General features: G+C 61.7%; 14 protein-coding genes. 11 read left to right on the plus strand and 3 right to left on the minus strand.

Features of this window, described 5'->3' with window-relative positions; translation table 11 throughout:
• Positions 1-6: 6 nt before the first annotated feature.
• Positions 7-1662, plus strand: coding sequence for a mechanosensitive ion channel family protein (locus tag KY084_RS13140; RefSeq protein ID WP_219238931.1), 1656 nt, complete (start codon positions 7-9; stop codon positions 1660-1662).
• A gap of 42 nt (positions 1663-1704) precedes the next feature.
• Here KY084_RS13140 and KY084_RS13145 read toward each other — a convergent pair whose 3' ends face one another.
• The gene (locus KY084_RS13145) at positions 1705-2994 is read right to left on the minus strand and encodes a spinster family MFS transporter (RefSeq protein ID WP_219238932.1); all 1290 of its coding nucleotides are present in this window, start codon (positions 2992-2994) and stop codon (positions 1705-1707) included.
• 82 nt (positions 2995-3076) lie between these two features.
• Positions 3077-4003 carry a LysR family transcriptional regulator gene (locus KY084_RS13150; protein WP_219238933.1) on the minus strand — a complete coding sequence of 309 codons (927 nt, stop codon included), beginning with the start codon at positions 4001-4003 and terminating at the stop codon, positions 3077-3079.
• 330 nt (positions 4004-4333) lie between these two features.
• Here KY084_RS13150 and KY084_RS13155 point away from each other — a divergent pair, with 330 nt between their 5' ends.
• A complete protein-coding gene (locus KY084_RS13155; protein WP_219238934.1) occupies positions 4334-5611 on the plus strand; it encodes a lipase family protein in 1278 nt (425 codons plus the stop codon).
• 146 nt (positions 5612-5757) lie between these two features.
• Here the strand turns inward: KY084_RS13155 and KY084_RS13160 are convergent, their stop codons facing one another.
• Complete coding sequence (locus KY084_RS13160; RefSeq protein WP_219238935.1) at positions 5758-6396, minus strand: cysteine hydrolase family protein; 639 nt, start codon at positions 6394-6396, stop codon at positions 5758-5760.
• A gap of 415 nt (positions 6397-6811) precedes the next feature.
• On the opposite strand from KY084_RS13160, the gene KY084_RS13165 reads away from it, so the two are divergent.
• The 9 genes from KY084_RS13165 to atzF all read left to right on the plus strand — a co-directional run bounded on the left by KY084_RS13165 (position 6812) and on the right by atzF (position 19465).
• Positions 6812-9157 carry a TonB-dependent receptor gene (locus KY084_RS13165; RefSeq protein ID WP_219238936.1) on the plus strand — a complete coding sequence of 782 codons (2346 nt, stop codon included), beginning with the start codon at positions 6812-6814 and terminating at the stop codon, positions 9155-9157.
• Positions 9158-9439: 282 nt separating this feature from the next.
• On the plus strand, positions 9440-10528 hold the full coding sequence (locus KY084_RS13170; RefSeq protein WP_219238937.1) for a putative urea ABC transporter substrate-binding protein: 1089 nt from the start codon (positions 9440-9442) through the stop codon (positions 10526-10528).
• Positions 10529-10538: 10 nt separating this feature from the next.
• Positions 10539-11348, plus strand: coding sequence for an ABC transporter permease (locus KY084_RS13175; protein WP_219238938.1), 810 nt, complete (start codon positions 10539-10541; stop codon positions 11346-11348).
• Positions 11348-12100, plus strand: coding sequence for an ABC transporter ATP-binding protein (locus KY084_RS13180; RefSeq protein WP_219238939.1), 753 nt, complete (start codon positions 11348-11350; stop codon positions 12098-12100). The genes KY084_RS13175 and KY084_RS13180 overlap by 1 nt, the downstream gene beginning before the upstream one ends.
• 50 nt (positions 12101-12150) lie before the next feature.
• Positions 12151-12633, plus strand: a complete 483-nt coding sequence (locus KY084_RS13185; protein ID WP_219238940.1) for a CopG family ribbon-helix-helix protein — start codon at positions 12151-12153, stop codon at positions 12631-12633.
• Complete coding sequence (locus KY084_RS13190) at positions 12633-13451, plus strand: urea amidolyase associated protein UAAP1 (protein ID WP_219238941.1); 819 nt, start codon at positions 12633-12635, stop codon at positions 13449-13451. Before KY084_RS13185 ends, KY084_RS13190 begins: the two co-directional genes overlap by 1 nt.
• Positions 13452-13461: 10 nt before the next feature.
• Positions 13462-14091 carry an urea amidolyase associated protein UAAP2 gene (locus KY084_RS13195; protein ID WP_219238942.1) on the plus strand — a complete coding sequence of 210 codons (630 nt, stop codon included), beginning with the start codon at positions 13462-13464 and terminating at the stop codon, positions 14089-14091.
• On the plus strand, positions 14088-17693 hold the full coding sequence (gene uca / locus KY084_RS13200; protein WP_219238943.1) for an urea carboxylase: 3606 nt from the start codon (positions 14088-14090) through the stop codon (positions 17691-17693). The genes KY084_RS13195 and uca overlap by 4 nt, the downstream gene beginning before the upstream one ends.
• Complete coding sequence (atzF, locus tag KY084_RS13205) at positions 17690-19465, plus strand: allophanate hydrolase (protein ID WP_219238944.1); 1776 nt, start codon at positions 17690-17692, stop codon at positions 19463-19465. The genes uca and atzF overlap by 4 nt, the downstream gene beginning before the upstream one ends.
• The last annotated feature ends 132 nt before the right edge of the window (positions 19466-19597 follow it).

Consider the following 19597-nt stretch of genomic DNA (forward strand, 5'->3'; position numbering starts at 1 on the left):
TGTCGAATGAACCGCACCCTCACCCACCGGCTTGACCGCCGCCAACACGCCGCAGCCCGCATCGTGCAGGCGCTGTTCATTGCTGTGGCGATGCTGTTTTTCAATGTCCTGCCAATCGCTTCCTCGGCCCAGATTCTTCCGACGCCCGCGCCATCGGCAACGCCCGCGCCGGTCGACCCGTTCGGCCGCGAAACCCCCCGGTCCAGCCTGACCGGTCTGGTCGATGCGCTTGGCGCTAAGGATTATGACCGCGCCGCGCATTATCTGGATATCCCGGTAGACAGCGATCCACGCCTGCTGAATGCCGGGGCCGAACTGACGCGGCGTTTGCAGGAAGCGCTGGATGCCGGTGGATCGCTAACCCCCTTTGCGATGCGATCCAACGATCCTGCCGGACGCATAGACGACGACTTGCCCGCCGATCAGGAAAATGTCGGCACGCTGGATGCAGGCCCCGACGGCGCACCCATCCTGTTGCAGCGCAGAGCCGGACCTGAAGGGCAACCGATCTGGCGCCTTGCTCCGGCGACCATCCGGCTGCTGATGAAGCGACCCTCTTCCACCACCGCCGAAACGCAAGAAACCAAAGACACGGGGCCAACCATAGGCGGCGCACCGTTGATGGACTGGCTGCGTTTGCTGGGACTCGCGGCGACGGCGTTCATAATCCTTCGCCTCACCGCGGTCGGATTGCTGGCGGGGCTGAGCCGACTGGTCGCCGATCCCGAAAAAAGCGCCCTTTACAATTTCGCGCGGGCGGCACTACCGCCGCTCGCGCTCTATGGCGCGATGGTAATGTTCTTTGTCTGGGGCGACGCCATGCCCGTGGCGATCGTCGCCCGGCAGACGCTGTTGCGCTATGCCGGGATCGTCGCCTGGGTCGCGCTTGCGTGGTTCCTGCTGCGCATGATCGACGGCATTGGCGATTTCCTGACCAACCGGATGCACCGGCGCGAACGGCGGCAGGCGATATCGGTCATCACCCTAATTCGCCGCGCGGCAAAGGTGGTGCTGCTCGCGATATCGCTGGTCGTGGTCCTCGATACGCTGGGCGTCGACGTCACCACCGGCATCGCGGCGCTGGGCATCGGCGGTATCGCATTGGCGCTTGGCGCGCAGAAGACGATCGAAAATCTGGTCGGCAGCGTGACCGTGATCGTGGACCGCCCGGTGCAGGTCGGCGATTTCTGCAAGGTCGGCGATGTCCTCGGCACTGTCGAGGATATCGGCATGCGATCGACGCGCATCCGGACGCTGGAACGCACCATCGTCACGATTCCCAACGGGGCGTTTTCCTCGCTTCAGATCGATAATTTCGCGCGCCGCGACCGGTTTCTCTTTCACCCGGTAATCGGGCTGGAATACGGCATCGGGGCGGACCGTATGCGCGAAGCTACCGAAGCCATCGCCAATATCCTGGCCGGGCACGAAAATGTCCTGGACGACGGCGCGCGGGCACGGTTTATCAATTTCGGCGAAAGTTCGCTGGAAATAGAGATTTTCGCCTATATCCTTGCCAAGGATTATGCCGAAAGCCTGATCTATCGCGAAGAGCTTTTATTGAGCATCATGGCGCGGCTGGAGGATATGGGGCTGGGCATCGCCTTTCCCACCCGCACGCTTTTCCTGCGGCCGGAAAGCGACGGCAAGAGCGACGTCTGAAACCCTAGCCGTCGCACGAAACGCTGCGACGCCGACAACCGATCAGGCTTTGCGAAACGTCGCGCTCGCCATGAGCAGCGCCGCCGCGCCCAGCACGCTGAATATCTGCATCATCATGATCGCCGGTCCCAGCCCCCCTGCCGGTCCGCCGCCGATCAGGTCGCTGGCAAAGCCCGCCAGAAACGGCCCCAGCCCCTGCCCAACGACATTCAGGACGAACAGGATGGTTGCCATGCCCAGCGCGCGCAGACGCGGCGGCAACAACATCTGCCCGGCGGCGAACAATGGCGCCGAATAGCCCGAAATCATGAACTCGATCGCGAAGTAACAGCCATAGGACGCATTTAGCGAAAGCTGAAAAAACAGCAGGATCAGCGGGCCGATGACGGCGGTGCACAACAGCGGTATCCAAAGATACCAACGCCTGTCGCGCCGCGCGAGCCGATCCGCCAATATGCCGAAGGCGAGCGCGCCGATGATGCCGGTCAGCCCCTGAAACAGACCGCTGATCGCACCCACTTCGGTCGCGCTCAAATCATGGGCGCGGATCAGGTAGGTCGGAATCCAGTTTTCGAATGCCGCACTGGCGCAGGAGATAAAGCCAAACCCGAAGGCAATGCCCAGAAACGCGCGGTTACGAAGAAAGAACCCGGCCGCCTCGCGCGCGGAATAATGCCGGTCGGTTTCGCCCTGCGCATTGTCGAACCGCCCGCGTAGAGGCTCTTTAAGCGCGAATGCCATGAACAGCGCGAACAACACGCCGGGCAGCCCCAGGAACAGAAACGCCTGGCGCCAGCCGAACCGGTCCGCAACCAGCCCGCCCAGCGAAAGTCCCGCCCAGGTGCCGATCGATATGCCAAGCGAATAGATGGCGATTGCCGTCCCCCGCCGGCGTTCGGGAAAATAGTCGGAGATCAGCGAATATGCGGCGGGCGAGCATCCCGCCGAAGCGATCGCGATGCCGAACCGCGTAAGCGCCAGACCAGCGAACGACGTCACCAGCGATGTCGCGGCGGTAAGACTGCTCCAGACGCCGAGCACCGTGGAAATAATCGTCGAACGCGATGCGCGGTCGGCCATGCGCGCGATCGGGAAACCGGCCAGCGAATAGAGCAGCGACGCGCCGAACCCGGTCAGCAGGCCGATCTGCGTGTTTGAAACGTGCAAGTCCTTGCTGATCGGATCGACCAGGATGACCATCAAAAAACGGTCCATCCAACTGAAGCTGTACGTCGTCATCAGCATCGCGACGACGAACCAGCCCCGCCCGGACATCATAGCGGCCCGGTCGGTGGACGGCAGCGGTTCGGGGGAAGCGGCGTCGGGTGACATTCAGGCATGTTTCTTCAGCGAGGCGCGACGGTGAATGGCAAAAGGCGCAACCAAACTTGCCTGAGCGCGAAGCTTATCGGCGTCAGGCGACGGGTTCCATGCGCGCCAGCCGCTTCATGAACGCGCTTATCAGCGGCGCGGGCGTGCCGGCGCGGGCGATGGTGCTGATCTTGCTGGTGAAGCGGAATGTGTCCGGAGCAATGGTACGAAACCGGTCGCGACACCACAGGGTATCGACATAGGATTCGGCCAGAAAGCCCAGATATACGTCGGAATTGATCATCATCGCGATCGATTCCATATGGTCCGCCGTGGCGGTGCGGGAGAAAATTCCTCCGACGCCCATCCGTTCAAGCAATTGCGCCATCGGATATCCAGCAAGCTCATATTGCGACAGGTCGACCTTGCTCACGTCACCGCCGTGATCGGCCCATAGCGGATGCCCCGTCGAGCAATAGAGCAGGCTCAGTTCCTCATACATCAGATGATAGACAAGCTGATCGAGCCTGCGTCGTTCGAAAACCACGCCGATATCCAGTTCGCCCTCAAGCACCTTTTGTTCGATCAGATTCGATGTTTCGGTGACGATCCTGAACGTCACATTGGGATAGTCGCGCTTATAGGCCTGGATCGTTTCGGAAAGGCGGCACTGCGGATCGCTTACCAGCGAATCCACCATGCCGATGCGCAGCGCGCCCGCCGGGTTGGCATGAATATCACGCACGCAATTTTCGAACTCGGCGAGATTGTCGAACAGGGTCTTGCATGCTTCATGGACCTTTCGCCCTTCGGCGGTGAGCATGAAGCCGCGGCGCCCGCGGTCGCAAAGACGCATTCCCAACCGCACTTCCAGGTCCTTGATGTAGCGGCTGATCGAGGGCAGCCCGATTTGCAGTTCCGATTCCGCAGCCGCGAAACCGCCGTGGCGCACCACCGTACAAAAGGTGCGCAACAATCGAAGATCATTGTCACTTACCCGGCCGGTAAACCCCTTGCTGGCAAGCTCCATAGTTCGATCTCCACGCAACCATCATTGCCAAGGGATGCATTTGCAGACCCTTGATAACGCGATCACTGTGTCATGCTATCGGCACCACCATCAAGCGGATTTGACTAAATTGATGCGCCGCAAAACGCCTGGGATGGCAAGAGAAAATATAAATTACTGTTTTTGCGTTATTTTACTGATGAACGGATATCTCATGCCGCACCGCAAAAAAGGGGGTGCCGCGCGTCCGCCGCTTAACCTCCTTTTGTGGTGATTATTGTTCAGTTTCACGAGCGGACAAGTTTCCCCCGGCCGCGCAAACGATCTGTTTTTACGAAAGAAAGGACGACCATGCGCCCCATCGCCAAGTTGCTCACGACGGTTCTGGCGGCATCTTCGCTGACCAATCCGATGATTTGCCCGGTCGCTGCTCAGGAGACGAAGACAACCGCCGAACGCTGGGCGGGCGATGGCGATGTGCCGCCCTTTTACCGCTGGGATCAACCAATCCCCACCCGACCCGGTATCATGCTGCGCACCGCCACCGCTCCGGCCGACGTCTCGATTCCCGCCGCGGGGCGCGCCGAACGCATGCTGTACAGTTCGACCGATTGGAAAGACGCGAAAAGGCCCACCACCGTATCGGGGATCACGTTCTTCCCCAAGGGCGAACCGCCTGCCGGCGGATGGCCGGTCATCGCGTGGGCGCACGGAACCACCGGCATTGCCGATGGCTGCGCCCCTTCGGTCATGCCGCGCTCGGTCCGCGATACACAATATCTCGGCTATTGGCTGGACCATGGCTATGCCGTGGTGGCCAGCGACTATGCCGGGTTGGGCACACCCGGAGTCCATCCCTATCTGAACTATCGCTCGGAAGGGATTTCGGTGCTCGACGCCATCCGTGCCGCGCTGGCGCGCTATCCGGAACTGAATGGCGACAAGCTGGTCACCGTCGGCCAGTCGCAAGGATCGGAGGGTGCGCTTGCCGCCGCCTATCTTGCCCCGACCTATGCCCCTGAGTTGAAGATACGCGGGACGGTCGCGACCGGGATCGTCGCGCATACCGAAAATGTGGGTAAAGCCGCCCAGCTTCCCAGCCCCAAAATCTATATGAACGATGCCGATTATGGTAATTCGGCGTATGAGATCCTGTGGTTTCTCGGCACCGCACGGCCGCTCGATCCGCAGGAGACCCGGCCCGCCGATTATTTGTCGGCTGGTGGCTGGGCAATGCTGGCGGGGGCGCAAAAGGCGTGCTTCCACGGCTTGCTCGACCTGGCGAACGAACAGAAACTTCCCTTTTCGCAGTTCTACAAACAGCCCATCGACGCGCTGGAGCGGCGAACCAGGGCGGGAACCGGCTTTCCAGACGTGCACATCGCCACGCCGGTGTTCACCGGTACGGGTCTGGAAGACCATGCGGCAGATCCGGTGAAGCAGTATAATTTCATCTCGGCGATGTGCGCAGCAGGGACCCCGGTCCAGTGGCATTATTATCCGGGCAAGGATCATAGCGGCGCGGTTCCGGCCTCGCTTGCCGATTCTCCCGCTTTCGTCTCGGCAGTAATGGCCGGTAAGAAGCCCGCCGATACCTGCGCCAAGCTCACCCCGCCCCCGCGATCGTAAACTCAAGGACGAGCCGGGCGCTCCCGCCCGGTCGCTGTCATATGCGGACGGCGCAAACACGCCAAAGCCCGGTCAGCAAGCACTGACCGGGCGACTATTCGTATTCACGGTAGACAGCGCCCCCTCTACGGCGACGCAATGAGAAGCTATTTGGCCTGGGCGAAATCGCGACGAGCCATCGCGTCCATCACTTCGGCAGAGCTCCGCACGGCCCCCGCCTGAAGATATTCCATCGCGCGAAGTGCGCCGTCATGCGCGATCGGGGACGAGGCGGTTAGGCAGTCCTCCAGCACCCGGCAATAATAGTCGTGCTGATGCCCGTCGACAAAGGTGTAGTGGATGCAGACATCGGTGAACCCGCCGGTCATCAACAGCGTATCCGCCTTCAACCCCTTCAGCAGGATTTCCAGTTCGGTTCCGAAGAAGCAGGAATAGCGGCGTTTCGCGATCAGGTAATCATCGGGCCGGATACCCAGTTCTTCATACGCGAATTCGGTATAGGGCGAATCCTCCAGACAGTGGACATTTTCCGTCCCGTCGAGTTCGCGCCCGAAATCGACCATATTCGGGCGGTGCACTTCCTTGAAGAAGATCACCGGCACATCGGCCGCCCGCGCGGCATCGACAACCGGTCGAACGCGCTTCATCCGTTCGACGCTGTCGGGAAGCAGCGGCAGCCGCTCGCTTGGTTCCCACTCGGCAAAGCTGCCTTTCTGCACGTCGATCACCAGCAGCACCGGCTGGCCGACAATCATGGGTTTGGGCGTTTTGACCGGCTCGCTCATCCATCACTTCCTGTTTTTCTTTTCGGGCAGCAGCGTTCTGGGCGGCAGAAACAAAGCGCGGAAGGGTTCTTGTCGGCAATATTGCTTGCAACTTCCGGCAAGTAACGCCCTCGCCTGGGTCCATAGGCATTTGGTGCATCGCCGGACGCACGCGGCCGTCGCGCCTATGGTCGCGCTGCTCCCCGGCCCGGCTTAGTTTGCAAAAGCGGAAACTATTTTTGTGCGACGCCGCATTGTTCGCGCCGCCGGTTGTGGAATCCTTGAAACCGCAATCAGCGCCGGAAGATCGAAAGCGACGCCGGAGAAAACAGAACACAGGTTGCAAGGGTGCAAAGCGGTCAATCCGCTCGCCCCGCCGTCCGCAGGAATTGATGGAAACGCCGATGACAACACCAGCAACATCAAAGGGGCGGCAATGCTCAAATCCACACTTTCCGGTTCAACCGGTCGCACGATGCCTGTCGCAAAAAGGGCCTGGACCTATGCAGGGCTGATTACCGCCATCGGGCTGGCCTGGCCGCAGCTTGCCGTGGCACAGCAGACAGCCACCGGCACCACCGCCATACCAGCGCAAAGCGATACCGGCGATATCGTAGTCACCGCGCAAAAGCGTTCGGAAAGCGTGCTGGATGTTCCGCTAAGCGTAAGCGTGCTCGATGCGGGACAGCTGGAAAATGCGCACATTACCGATTATGCCGATCTGTCGCGATCGGTTCCCGGCCTTTCATTCACCAACACCGGCACATCGGGCACCAGCCGCATTGCGCTTCGCGGTGTCGCCTCGGCATCGGGATCGGCGACGGTCGGGGTTTATCTCGATGATGTCTCGCTGACTTTTCCGAACCAGTTCTTCACCGGCGCCACCCTCCCGCGCCTGTTCGACATTGCCCGCGTGGAAGTGCTTCGCGGGCCGCAGGGCACGCTGTACGGCGACAGTTCGCTGGGCGGCACCATCCGCTTCATCACCAACAAACCGGTGCTGGGAGAGGCAAGCGGTAACGCTTCGGGCGAGCTATCGACGACCGAGGGTGGCGGGACGAATTACAAGGCGGACGCTGCCGTCAACCTGCCGATCGGGCGCAACCTGGCGCTGCGCGTCGCCGGACAGACGGGATATCAGAGCGGCTATATCGACCGGGTCGATTCAAACGGCCTGCCTGTCGATACCGACATCAATTCCGAACGCCATTATGCTGCGCGGGCAACCCTGTTGTGGGAACCGGCGCCGGACCTGAAAATCACGCCGTCGCTGCAATATCAATATGTCAAAACGGCCAATAGCGGGATTTTCAACCTCGACCTGCCGAAGTTTCAGACCGACAAGATGCTGACCGAGCCGAGCCGGGATGAACTTTACGTTCCCAGCCTGACGATCGAAAAGAGTTTCGGCGATTATACGCTGACTTCCGTCACCTCGTACATGCATCGCACCTTCGACCGGCAGATGGATGCCGTCATCTATAACAGCGAATATGTCGCCTATGCGATCGATCCCGATTTCGGCGAAGCGTACGACACCATTTCGGTTCTTCCCGGCGTTTTGCTGAACAAGGATACGGTCAACAAATGGGCGCAGGAAATCCGCTTCGCCTCTCCCTCGATCGAACAGGGCCACCGGTTCGAATGGCAGGTCGGCGTCTATGCCGATTCACTGAAAGTGCGCTCGCGCGACGATGAATATGTCTATGGCCTCAACGAAGCGGTCGCGGACCTCTACCCGGATCAGACGGTCGAGGACCTGATCGGCTATCCGGCGCCCGGCGGGCTGCTCGGCTATTTCCATTCGGACCGGACCCGCAAGCAAATCGCCGGTTTCGCCGAAGGATCGTTCATGGTCACCGACCGGCTGAAACTCACCGCCGGGATTCGGCAGGTAAAGGCTTGGACCGATTATGAAATGAATGAGGGCGGCTGGCTGGCGGCGGGCACACCCGCCAACGAGCGGGTAAAGGCGAATGAAAGTCCGCTCACGCCCAAGGTCGCGCTGAACTATCGCGTCGGCGATACGATCAGCCTGTATGCCAGCGCTGCAAAGGGGTTTCGCCTCGGCGGGCAGAACAGCACCCTGCCCACCTATTGCAGCAGCTCGGTGGAAGAACTCGGCCTCGATCCCGATGCCGCCAGGTCCTACCACTCGGACTCGCTATGGTCATATGAAGCCGGCGTGAAATCGCGGCTTTTCGGTGATCGGGTCACGATGAACGCCTCGGTCTACCGTATCGACTGGCATAATATCCAGCAGCAGCTCAGCCTGCCCTCATGCGGCTATGTGATTACCGCCAATGCGGGTGACGCGCGCAGCCAGGGTGGCGAACTTGAACTGGTCGGCCGGATCAACCAGGCGCTCACGCTGCGCGCGACGGCAGGCTATACCGACGCGAAGATCAGGAATGCGGCCGAAGGCTCCTCGGCTTCCGACGGGCAGCATGTCCTTGGCGTTCCCGACTGGAACATCACGCTGGGCGCGGACTATCGGCGTCCCTTGAGCGACGACAGCGAATTTTTCGCCGGAACGAACTGGACGTACACCGGCGAAAGCTATGGCAGTTTTTCGACCAGCAATTCGGACTATCTGCGTGAGGATTACTGGGTGGGGACGTTCAATCTGGGTTTCCAGATCAAGGATTTCCGAATCTCGGGCTTTGTGAAGAACGTGCTTGATGACCGCACGATCATTCAAAAACCCTCGATCCTGTTCGTCCGGCAGGGCCTTACCGTTTATCCGCGAACGATAGGAATCTCGGTCGGCAAGAGCTTCTGATTTCTGCCGGAAGCCGCCCACAAAGCCTTCGCGGGCGGCTTTCCATGGTTCTCAAACAGCCGCGCCAATTCCCGCCATCAAGGCTTCGTTGGACCTCCTGATTCGTCCCCGGCCCTTCCCGTTCCCAAACATTCTCAGCCCGACAGCGCGGCCTCCCATGACGCAAGTGCGAAAAGGGGATGGCGCTCGGCCCGTCGATCGCATATGCATTATTACCGAACGCGATAAAGGTAATATCGACGGCCATGGTTCGTCGATGCCTGCAACTCGGAAGGATCAATCATGCCCAGTTGGTTCCAAAAGGTCCGTACCGCGATCGCAGCGGCCGGAATTTTGCTGCTCGCTTCGTGCGGAAGCGGCAGCAACACGCCGCAGGCGGCGGCGCAGCGCACCGAATTCAATATCGGCTGGTCGATTTATGCTGGCTGGATGCCATGGCCCTACGCCCAGCAGGCGGGCATCGTGAAGAAATGGGCCGATAAATACGGGATCAAAATCAATTTTGTTCAGGTCAACGACTATGTCGAATCGGTAAATCAGTACACCGCCGGAAAGCTGGATGGCGTGACCGTGACCAATATGGACGCGCTGACCATCCCCGCCGCCGGCGGAAAGGACAGCAGCGCGATCGTGCTGGGCGATTATTCGGACGGCAATGACGGGATCATGCTGAAAAACGCCGGCAGCCTGGCCGATATCAAGGGCCGAAATGTCAATCTGGTCGAATTTTCGGTCTCGCACTATTTGCTGGCGCGCGGGCTCGAATCAGTGAATCTAAAACTGGCTGACGTGAAAACAGTGAACACCGCCGATGCCGATATCGTCGGTGCCTTTACCTCCCCCGACGTCACCGCGGCTGTCGCGTGGAACCCGCAGCTAAGCGAAATGAAGAAGCAGCCGGGCGCGTTGCTGGCGTTCGATTCTTCAAAGATTCCCGGTGAAATCCTTGACCTGATGGTGGTCGACTCCGCCACGCTGAAAGCCAATCCGGCGCTGGGAAAAGCGCTCGCTGGTATCTGGTATGAAACGCTCTCGCTGATGCAGCGCGACGATGCCCAGGGAAAGGCCGCGCGCACCGCCATGGCGAAGCTCGCCGGTACGACGCTTGATACGTTCGATGCCCAGCTTGCGACCACCCATCTTTACCAAAAGCCCGCCGCCGCGGTGGCCGCGATGTCAGCGCCGGAATTTGCCACGCGGATGAAGCGGGTTCGTGACTTCAGCTATTCGCAGGGACTGTTCGGACCGGGAGCGACTTCGGCCGACGCGATCGGGATCGCGATGCCCGGCACGACGCTCGGCAATGCAGCCAATGTGAAGCTGCGTTTCGATCCGACCTTCATGCAACTTGCCGCCGACGGCAAGCTGTAGGCGATTTTTCATGCGGCTGGTAAATATCCGCCCCGGCCGGGCGACGTCACTGGTGCTGGGCATATTGCCCGTCGCTGCGCTCGTCTTTGTCTATGTGCTGGCTTCGGCCAGCCGCCATGCGATCAATCCGGGCGACCGCATCCTTCCGACGCCCGCGGCGATGGTCTCGGCGATGCACACGCTGATGTTCGTGCCCGATCCAATGACCGGTCGCCTGACGCTGTGGGCGGATACGCTGGCGAGCCTTCAGCGGCTTTGCCTGGGTCTCGCGATCTCGACCCTTTCGGCGCTGATCGTGGGACTCGCGCTCGGCCTCGTTCCGCTCGTCCGCGCGCTCTTCGGGCCTTTGGTCACGATCATTGCCCTGATCCCCCCGATCGCGTTGCTGCCCATCCTCTTCATCATGTTCGGGCTGGGAGAGACCGCCAAGGTCATGCTGATCATCATCGGCATCCTGCCGGTGATGATCCGCGACGTGGCCGCGCATGTCGAAACGCTGCCGACCGAGCAGATGCTGAAGGCGCAGACATTGGGGGCGAGCAGCTGGCAACTCGCGATCCGCGTAGCCCTGCCGCAGATGATGCCCCGGCTCATCCATGCGCTTCGTCTCGCGCTCGGGCCGGCATGGGTATTCCTGATCTCGGCAGAGGCGATCGCTGCGGATATCGGGCTTGGCTACCGCATATTTCTGGTCCGCCGCTATCTGGCGATGGATATCATCCTGCCATACGTCGCATGGATCGCGCTGCTGGCGATCGCGCTGGACTGGCTCCTGCGCCTCGCCAACCGACGACTTTTCCCCTGGGCGGGCAGTTCGTGATGACGGCGCTGCTTTCCTTTCGAAACGTCTGGGTCGAATATGGCGACAAGATCGTGCTCGAACGCGTCGGGCTGGACATCGACGCCGGATCGTTCGTGTCGATCGTGGGGCCGTCGGGGGCCGGCAAAAGCAGCTTTTTAAGGCTGGTGCTCGGTCAGGAAGCCCCTAGCCGGGGAGAGGTTCTGCTGGACGGGCAACCGATGCGCGCGGAGTGCGGCCCCGATCGCGGCATCGTGTTTCAGCGATATTCGGTTCTTCCCCATCTCGATGCACGCAGGAACGTGCTGTTCGGCCTGGAATGCGCCGGTGCGCGCGTGACCGGGCGGCTGTTCGGCGCGGCGCGGCGGCGGGCACTGGAAGAAGTCGACGCCATGCTCGACGCGGTCGGCCTGCTTTCCGCTGGCGGCACCTATCCGGCGCAAATGTCGGGGGGGATGCAGCAGCGTCTGGCCATCGCTCAGGCGCTCATCACCCGTCCGCGCATCCTGCTGCTCGACGAACCGTTCGGCGCGCTTGATCCCGGCATTCGCAAGGACATGCACGCGCTGATCACGCGGCTCTGGCGCGAATATTCACTGACCGTGATCATGGTAACGCACGATATCGGCGAAGCCTTTGCACTGGGCACCCGCGTCCTCACCTTCGACAAGCGCAGGCACGATCCCCATGCCCCGCACCGCTACGGCGCAACAGCAACCTATGACATTGCACTCGAACGCAAAACCGAAGTTCAGGGCAGCGACGCCGAATAAATGTCATTATTACGATTGACAAGAATCGTAATAATCGAGATAACAATCGTATGAGCGACGATGCCTCTTCAAGCCTGTCGCGGCTGAGCATGAGCCTGCCGACGGAGCTGTTTCGCCAGCTTGACGTGATGGTGCAGGAACGCGGGCTCCCTTCGCGTTCACAGCTCATCGCGGAGCTGATCCGCCATGCACTGGCCGAGCACGGTGAACTGGCGCATCCGGACGAACTGCTCGCGGGCACGATCACGCTGGTCTATCGCACCGGTGGCGGTCGTGTCCGCGAACAGCTTGTTCAAACGCAGCACGAATATCTCAAGGAAGTGATCTCCGCGCAGCACGTCTTCCTTGAAGAGGAGCAGTCGCTCGAAGTGCTGCTGGTTCAGGGTCCCGCGATCCGTCTGCGCGCGATGTGTGATGCGTTGCGCGCCATTCGCGGGGTGCGGCAGCTTCGTTTGTTCACCACCACCGCACTGCTGCCGCCGTTGCACGAGCAGGTCAGTTTCCGTGCGACCGCGCAAAGGGATTTTGCCTGATGAGCGACCTGAAAAACCCCCTCGCCGCGCGCGAACACGCCCGCGCGATGGAAGGCCAGCGTGCAGAGGCCATGCCGATTCTGCCGCCGCACGCCGACGATCTGCCCGACAATGTTTCGCCTGATGACCTGTTATGGGAGGAAACGGTGGCGCCGGGAGGATATGCCAGTCGGCGATTGCTGCGCGGCAGCCGGGTCAGGCTGATCGACCTGCAAGGTGACGCCTGCGCCTCGATCCAGATTTTCAATGCCGAAATGCCGACCGAACGGCTGAACGTCGCCGACACGGTGAAGGTGCAATGGAACGCCTATCTCGGCGCGGGCCAGCTGCTGCTGTCCGACATGGGCCGCCCGCTGATGAGCATCCTTGCCGATGATGCGGGCACGCACGACACTATTTGCGGCGCTTCGAACGCGGTGTCGAGCAAGCGCAATTATGGCGAAGGCAGCAATCCGGGCAGTCATCCCAATGCGCGCGACCGTCTGTTGCTTGGCGCCGGCAAGTACGGGCTTGGCCGACGCGACGTTCATCCCAGCATTACCTTCTTCAAGGGCGCCCGGATCGAGGATGATGGTGAAATAACGCCCCAACTCGGCCCCTTCGACGCCGGTCGTCAGGTGATCCTGCGTGCCGAGATGAACGTGATTTTCGTGGTCGCAAACTGCCCGCACATGCTCGACCGCAGGCCGTGGGCCGTGACGCCGCTTCGCCTGACCGCCTGGCGCGGCGCGGTGACGCCGGAAGATGATCCGATCCGCAATGCCACGCCGGAGGGCAAACGCGCCTTCCTGAATGTCGAAGATTATTACCGCCGTTAGGAGCCGATCCATGGCCGATACGTATCTCGATGGCCTCGGGCCTGTCGTTTATGACGAAGTAGTGCCGGCCCGCGCACCCTGGTTGCATGATGTGCGCGCGGGCGAAACGCTGCGCATCGTCGATCTGGACGGCAATCAGGCCGTAGACCTTCTGATCTATTTGACCGCTGACGACACAGAACGCTACAGCGCGCAGGATACGGTTGCCGCCCAGGGCAACATCTTTTTGCGCACCGGTACCAAATTGCTTTCGAACGAAGGCCGGGTGATGATGACCATCACCGACAGCGCGGTCGAATATCATGACACGCTGGGTGGTGCCTGTTCGTGCGAATCGAACACCTTACGCTATGGCCACCACACCAAGGCGCTTCACGCCTGCGTCGAAAACTTCCTGCACGCCAATCTGCGCGCGGGCAGGACAAAGCGCGACATCGTTTCCAACATCAATTTCTTCATGAACGTCCCGGTGGAAGCCGACGGCGCGCTGGGGATTGTCGACGGCATCTCCGCCCCCGGCCTGACCGTTGACCTGAAGGCAGAAATGGACGTGACGGTGCTCGTTTCCAATTGCCCACAGATCAATAATCCGTGCAACGGGTTCAATCCAACACCGGTGCGGATGATCGTCAGCGCATGAATTTCGACACCGTTCTGATTGCCAATCGTGGGGCAATCGCGTGTAGAATCATCCGAACCTTGCGACGAATGGGATTGCGTTCGGTCGCGATCTATTCCGATGCCGATGCCGGATCGCTTCACGTTGCAGAAGCCGATCAGGCGATACGCATCGGGCCGCCGCCGCCGGGCGAAAGCTATCTTCGCGGCGACGCCATATTGCAGGCAGCGCGCGAGGCGGGCGCGGGCGCGATCCATCCCGGCTATGGTTTTTTGGCCGAAAATGCCGATTTCGCCGAAGCATGCGAGCGATCGGGGATCGCGTTTATCGGACCCAAGCCCGAACAGATCCGCGCATTCGGACTGAAGCACAGCGCACGCACGCTGGCGATCGATCATGGCGTTCCGCTCGCGCCCGGCACCGGGCTGCTGACCGACGCGGCAGCCGCGGCCGAAGCCGCCGATGCGATCGGCTATCCGGTAATTCTTAAGGCGACGGCGGGCGGCGGCGGAATCGGAATGCGCGTGTGCCACGATCACGACGCGGTGCGTGATGCCTTCGCCAGCGTGGCGCGCCTCGGCGCCGGCAGTTTCGGCGATGCCGGGGTCTTCCTCGAACGCTATGTCGAGCAGGCGCGCCATGTCGAGGTGCAGATTTTCGGTGATGGCAAGGGCCGCGTCCTAGCGCTGGGCGATCGCGATTGTTCGCTTCAGCGACGCAATCAGAAGGTGGTCGAAGAAGCACCCGCCCCCGGCCTTTCGGATACGGTGCGCGCCGCGCTGCATGCCGCCGCAATACGGCTGGGCAAGGCGGTCGATTACCGGTCGGCCGGTACGGTTGAATTTCTGTACGATGCGCAGCGCCAGGATTTCTTTTTCCTTGAAATGAACACCCGGCTTCAGGTCGAACATGGCGTTACCGAGGAAGTAACCGGAATCGATCTGGTCGAATGGATGATCCGTGGGGCGGACCGCGACTTTTCGTTCATGGACGACGGCGGACCAAGCGTGCGCGGCGCATCGATGCAAGTCAGGCTCTATGCCGAAGACCCCGCTTTGGATTTCCGCCCCACCTCAGGCCCGCTGACCGAGGTGGTTTTCCCCGAATGGGCACGCGTCGAAAGCTGGGTAGCGAACGGGAGCGAGGTCAGCAGCTATTACGACCCGATGCTTGCCAAGCTAATCGTGCGCGGACCGGATCGCGCCGCCGCGCTTGACGCAATTGCCGCCGCGCTTGACGAAACACACATTGCGGGCATTGAAACCAATGTGCGCTGGTTGCGCGACGTGGTTCGCCTGCCCCGCTTCGTTGCGGGGGAGATGTCGACCGGCACGCTGGCCGAGGTCCATCACCAGCCGAAAACGATCCGGGTGCGTTCGGGCGGCACTGCCACCAGTGTTCAGGACTATCCGGGGCGACAGGGATATTGGGCAATCGGCGTGCCGCCGTCAGGGCCGATGGATTCGCTTTCCTTTCGATTGGGCAACCGGCTGCTGGGCAATGATGCGGGCGCGGCCGGGCTTGAAATGACCGCGACCGGTCCGACGCTGGATTTTGACGTGCCGACGCGCATCTGCCTGACCGGCGCGGATTTCGGAGCGACGCTGGATGACACGCCGGTAGCGCGCAATGAGGTAGTTGAGGTCGCCGCCGGCCAGACCCTCAGCCTGGGGCGGACGAAGGGCGGCGCGCGGGCCTATCTGCTGATCGCCGGCGGAATCGACGTTCCGCGCTATCTGGGTAGCCGGAGCACCTTCGATCTTGGCGAATTCGGCGGCCATGCCGCGCGCCGCCTGCTCGCCGGCGACACACTTCACCTCGCCGGGGAGCCGACCCAAGCCCCTGTTGCGATCGCAGAACCTGCCGACCCCGGTTCGGACTGGACGCTGCGGGTTTTGTACGGTCCGCACGGCGCACCTGATTTTTTCACTGACGACGACATCGCCACCTTCGCAAAGGCCGAATGGTCGGTGCATTACAATTCCAATCGAACCGGCGTGCGGCTTACCGGTCCGAAGCCCGAATGGGCGCGCCAGGATGGCGGAGAGGCGGGGCTCCACCCGTCCAATATCCACGACAACCCCTATGCGGTGGGTGCGATCGATTTTACCGGCGACATGCCCATCATCCTCGGCCCGGACGGGCCATCGCTGGGCGGCTTTGTATGTCCGTTCGTGGTCATCGCCGCCGACCAATGGAAGATTGGCCAGCTATCCGCAGGCGACCGGGTGCGCTTTCACCCGGTTGACGATGCGAGGGCCGCTGCCGCCTGGGATCGCCAGAATGCATGGCTTTCGGGCGAGGCCTCGTCCCCCGAGGAACCGGTGCGCCCCGCCAGTATCGCCGACCTGTCCCCTGTCCTGGCCGAACTGCCCGAAACCACGGGGCGACCGCGGATCACCTATCGCCGACAGGGCGACCGCAACATTCTGGTCGAATACGGGCCGATCATCCTCGATCTGGAGCTTCGCATCCGCGTCCATGCGCTGATGACCGAAGTGGAGCGGCTGGCGCTGCCCGGCGTGATCGACATCGTTCCGGGCATCCGTTCGCTTCAGATCCATTTCGACGGCGAACAGCTGACCCAGTCCGCGCTGCTCGACATTCTGATCGCGGCGGAGGAGCGGCTTGGCGCGCTGGAGGACTTCACCGTTCCCTCGCGCGTGGTGCATCTTCCGTTAAGCTGGAAAGACCCGGCGATTTACGAAACCATCGCCAAATACGAAGATGCGGTGCGCGACGATGCGCCCTGGTGCCCGGACAATATTGAATTTATCCGCCGCATCAACGGCCTTTCCGATATCGATGCGGTTCGAAAGATCGTATTCGACGCCACCTATCTGGTGATGGGGCTGGGCGACGTTTATCTGGGCGCGCCGGTCGCGACCCCCGTCGATCCGCGCCACCGGCTGGTTACCACCAAATACAACCCCGCCCGCACCTGGACGCCGCCCAATGTGGTCGGCATCGGCGGCGCCTATATGTGCATCTATGGGATGGAGGGACCGGGCGGATATCAGTTGTTCGGTCGCACCATTCAGGTGTGGAACACCCACCGCCAGACAGATGCATTTACCGATGGCAAACCATGGCTGCTGCGCTTCTTCGATCAGATACGATTCCATCCGGTGAGCCATGAGGAATTGACCGAATGGCGACGTGACTTCCCGCTGGGGCGCCGCTCGATCAAGATCGAGGAAACCGAATTCCGGCTGGCCGATTATCGCGCCTTTCTGGCCGAACATGCCGCCTCCATCGACGCGTTTCAGACCGATCGTCAGGCGGCGTTCGATGCCGAGCGCGCCGAATGGGAGCGCCGGGGCGAATTCGATCGCGTAAAGGCGCTGACCGAAACCGACAAGGGCGATGCGCAAACCACCGAGATCGCCCTGCCCGACGGGGCGGAACTGGTCGAAGCGCCGTTCGGCGGCAATGTATGGAAATTGCTGGTCGAACCGGGCGAAACGGTCGAGGCCGATACCGGCCTTGCCATTGTCGAGGCGATGAAAATGGAATTTCCCGTCACCGCACCGTGTGCCGGAACAGTCGAAGCCGTGTATGTCGATGAACGTCAGGCGATCAGCCCCGGCGCGCCGATGTTCGCGTTTCGCAAACAATCATGATCGACCTGTCCCGCCTTGATGCCGTGGCGATTGCCGATGCGGTGCGCAGCGGCCGGAGCAGCGCCGTGCAAATCATCGATGATGTGCTGCACCGGCTCGACCGCTACGACCATATTCAGCCGCAGGCGTGGATTTCGCGCTTTTCTCCCGCTGACCTGTGCGACGCCGCCGCGGCGGTCGATGCGCGAATAGCGGCGGGCGAGGCGCTTCCGCTCGCAGGCGTCCCCTTCGCGGTCAAGGACAATATCGACGTCGCCGGACTGGAAACCACTGCCGGTTGCCCCAGCTATGGCTATGCGCCCGAACGCGACGCAACCGTGGTCGCTCGGTTGCGGGCTGCCGGTGCGATCTGCATCGGAAAGACCAATTTGGATCAGTTCGCCACCGGGCTGAACGGCACGAGGTCCCCCTATGGTGCACCGCGCAACGCGTATAATCTGGACTATGTAAGCGGGGGGTCCAGTTCGGGATCGGCGGTGGTGGTCGCGGCGGGCCTGACGGCCTTCGCGCTCGGCACCGATACCGCCGGTTCGGGACGCGTGCCCGCCGCGTTCAACCATCTGATCGGGTTCAAACCAACGCGTGGCCGGTGGAGCAGCACCGGGCTTGTCCCGGCGTGCCGAACGCTCGATTGCATTACCGTGTTTGCCTCGACCATCGCGGATACGGCGCTGGTCGACCGTTGCGTCGCCGGGTTCGATGCCGGGGACCCATTCTCGCTGTCGGTGCCGGACGTGGCGCGTGGCGCGAAACGGATCGGCGTTCCCCTGCCTGATCAACGCGTCTGGTTCGGCGACCTTGAATCGCAACGGCTGTATGAAAAGGCGCTCGACAGGCTTGGCGCGACGGGCGCTTCGATTACCGAATTCGACGCATCCCCGTTAAGCGAGGCGGCGCAGCTTCTGTATGGCGGCCCATGGGTGGCCGAACGCACCGCCGCACTTGGCGACGTGCTGGCGCGCGACCCGACCGATTTCGATCCCGTGGTTCGCGATATCGTGGCGAAGGGAACCGATATCAGTGCGGTGGAGCTGTTCGAGGGGATGTACCGGCTTGCCGAGCTGCGGCGCGTGGCGGACGGTTTGTGGGAGCGGTTCGACCTGTTCGCCTTTCCCACCACAGGCTGCACCTATCGCGTGAAGGAAATGCGCGCCGAACCAGTGACGCTCAACAGCAATCTGGGTGCATACACCAATTTCGTGAACCTGCTCGATATGGCCGCGATAGCGTTGCCGGCGGGTGCCCGCCCCAACGGCACCGGTTTCGGCATAACGCTGATCGGTCCGCCAGGAACCGACCGCGCGCTTCAGGATGCGGCCGCTGCCTATCTGACCTCGGCGGCCCTCGCCGACCCGCCGCCACTCGATATGGAGGATCATATGGACACCGTTAAACTCGCCGTCGTGGGCGCGCATCTCAAAGACATGCCGCTCCACTGGCAACTGAAGTCGCGCGACGCGGCCTTTGTCGAAGCCACGACGACCGCACCGAATTACCGGCTTTACGCGCTGGCGAACAGCACCCCGCCCAAGCCCGCGCTGGTGCATGCCGAGGAAGGTGCTGCGATTCCCGTCGAAGTATACGAACTGGGGATGGAGGCGTTCGGCAGCTTCGTTGCGGAGGTTCCACCGCCGTTGGCAATTGGCACGGTAACCCTGGGCGACGGCAGCGTGGTGAAAGGCTTCGTTTCCGAACCGCGCGCGACCATCGGGGCAACGGACATTACCGACCTTGGCGGGTGGCGCGCCTTTATCGCGAGCAAAACCGACTGAGAGCTTAGGCGGCGTGGACAAATTCCGGCGCGAACGGTGAGTGAGCATCAAAAGCCCCGGATCGTGCCGCCGCCCACGACGCTTAGAATTATATAGAGGAAGAGAAGCAGTAGTCCCGCGTAGAGGCTGCCC

This window comes from Stakelama flava, assembly GCF_019351405.1.
Lineage (GTDB): Bacteria > Pseudomonadota > Alphaproteobacteria > Sphingomonadales > Sphingomonadaceae > Sphingomonas > Sphingomonas flava_A.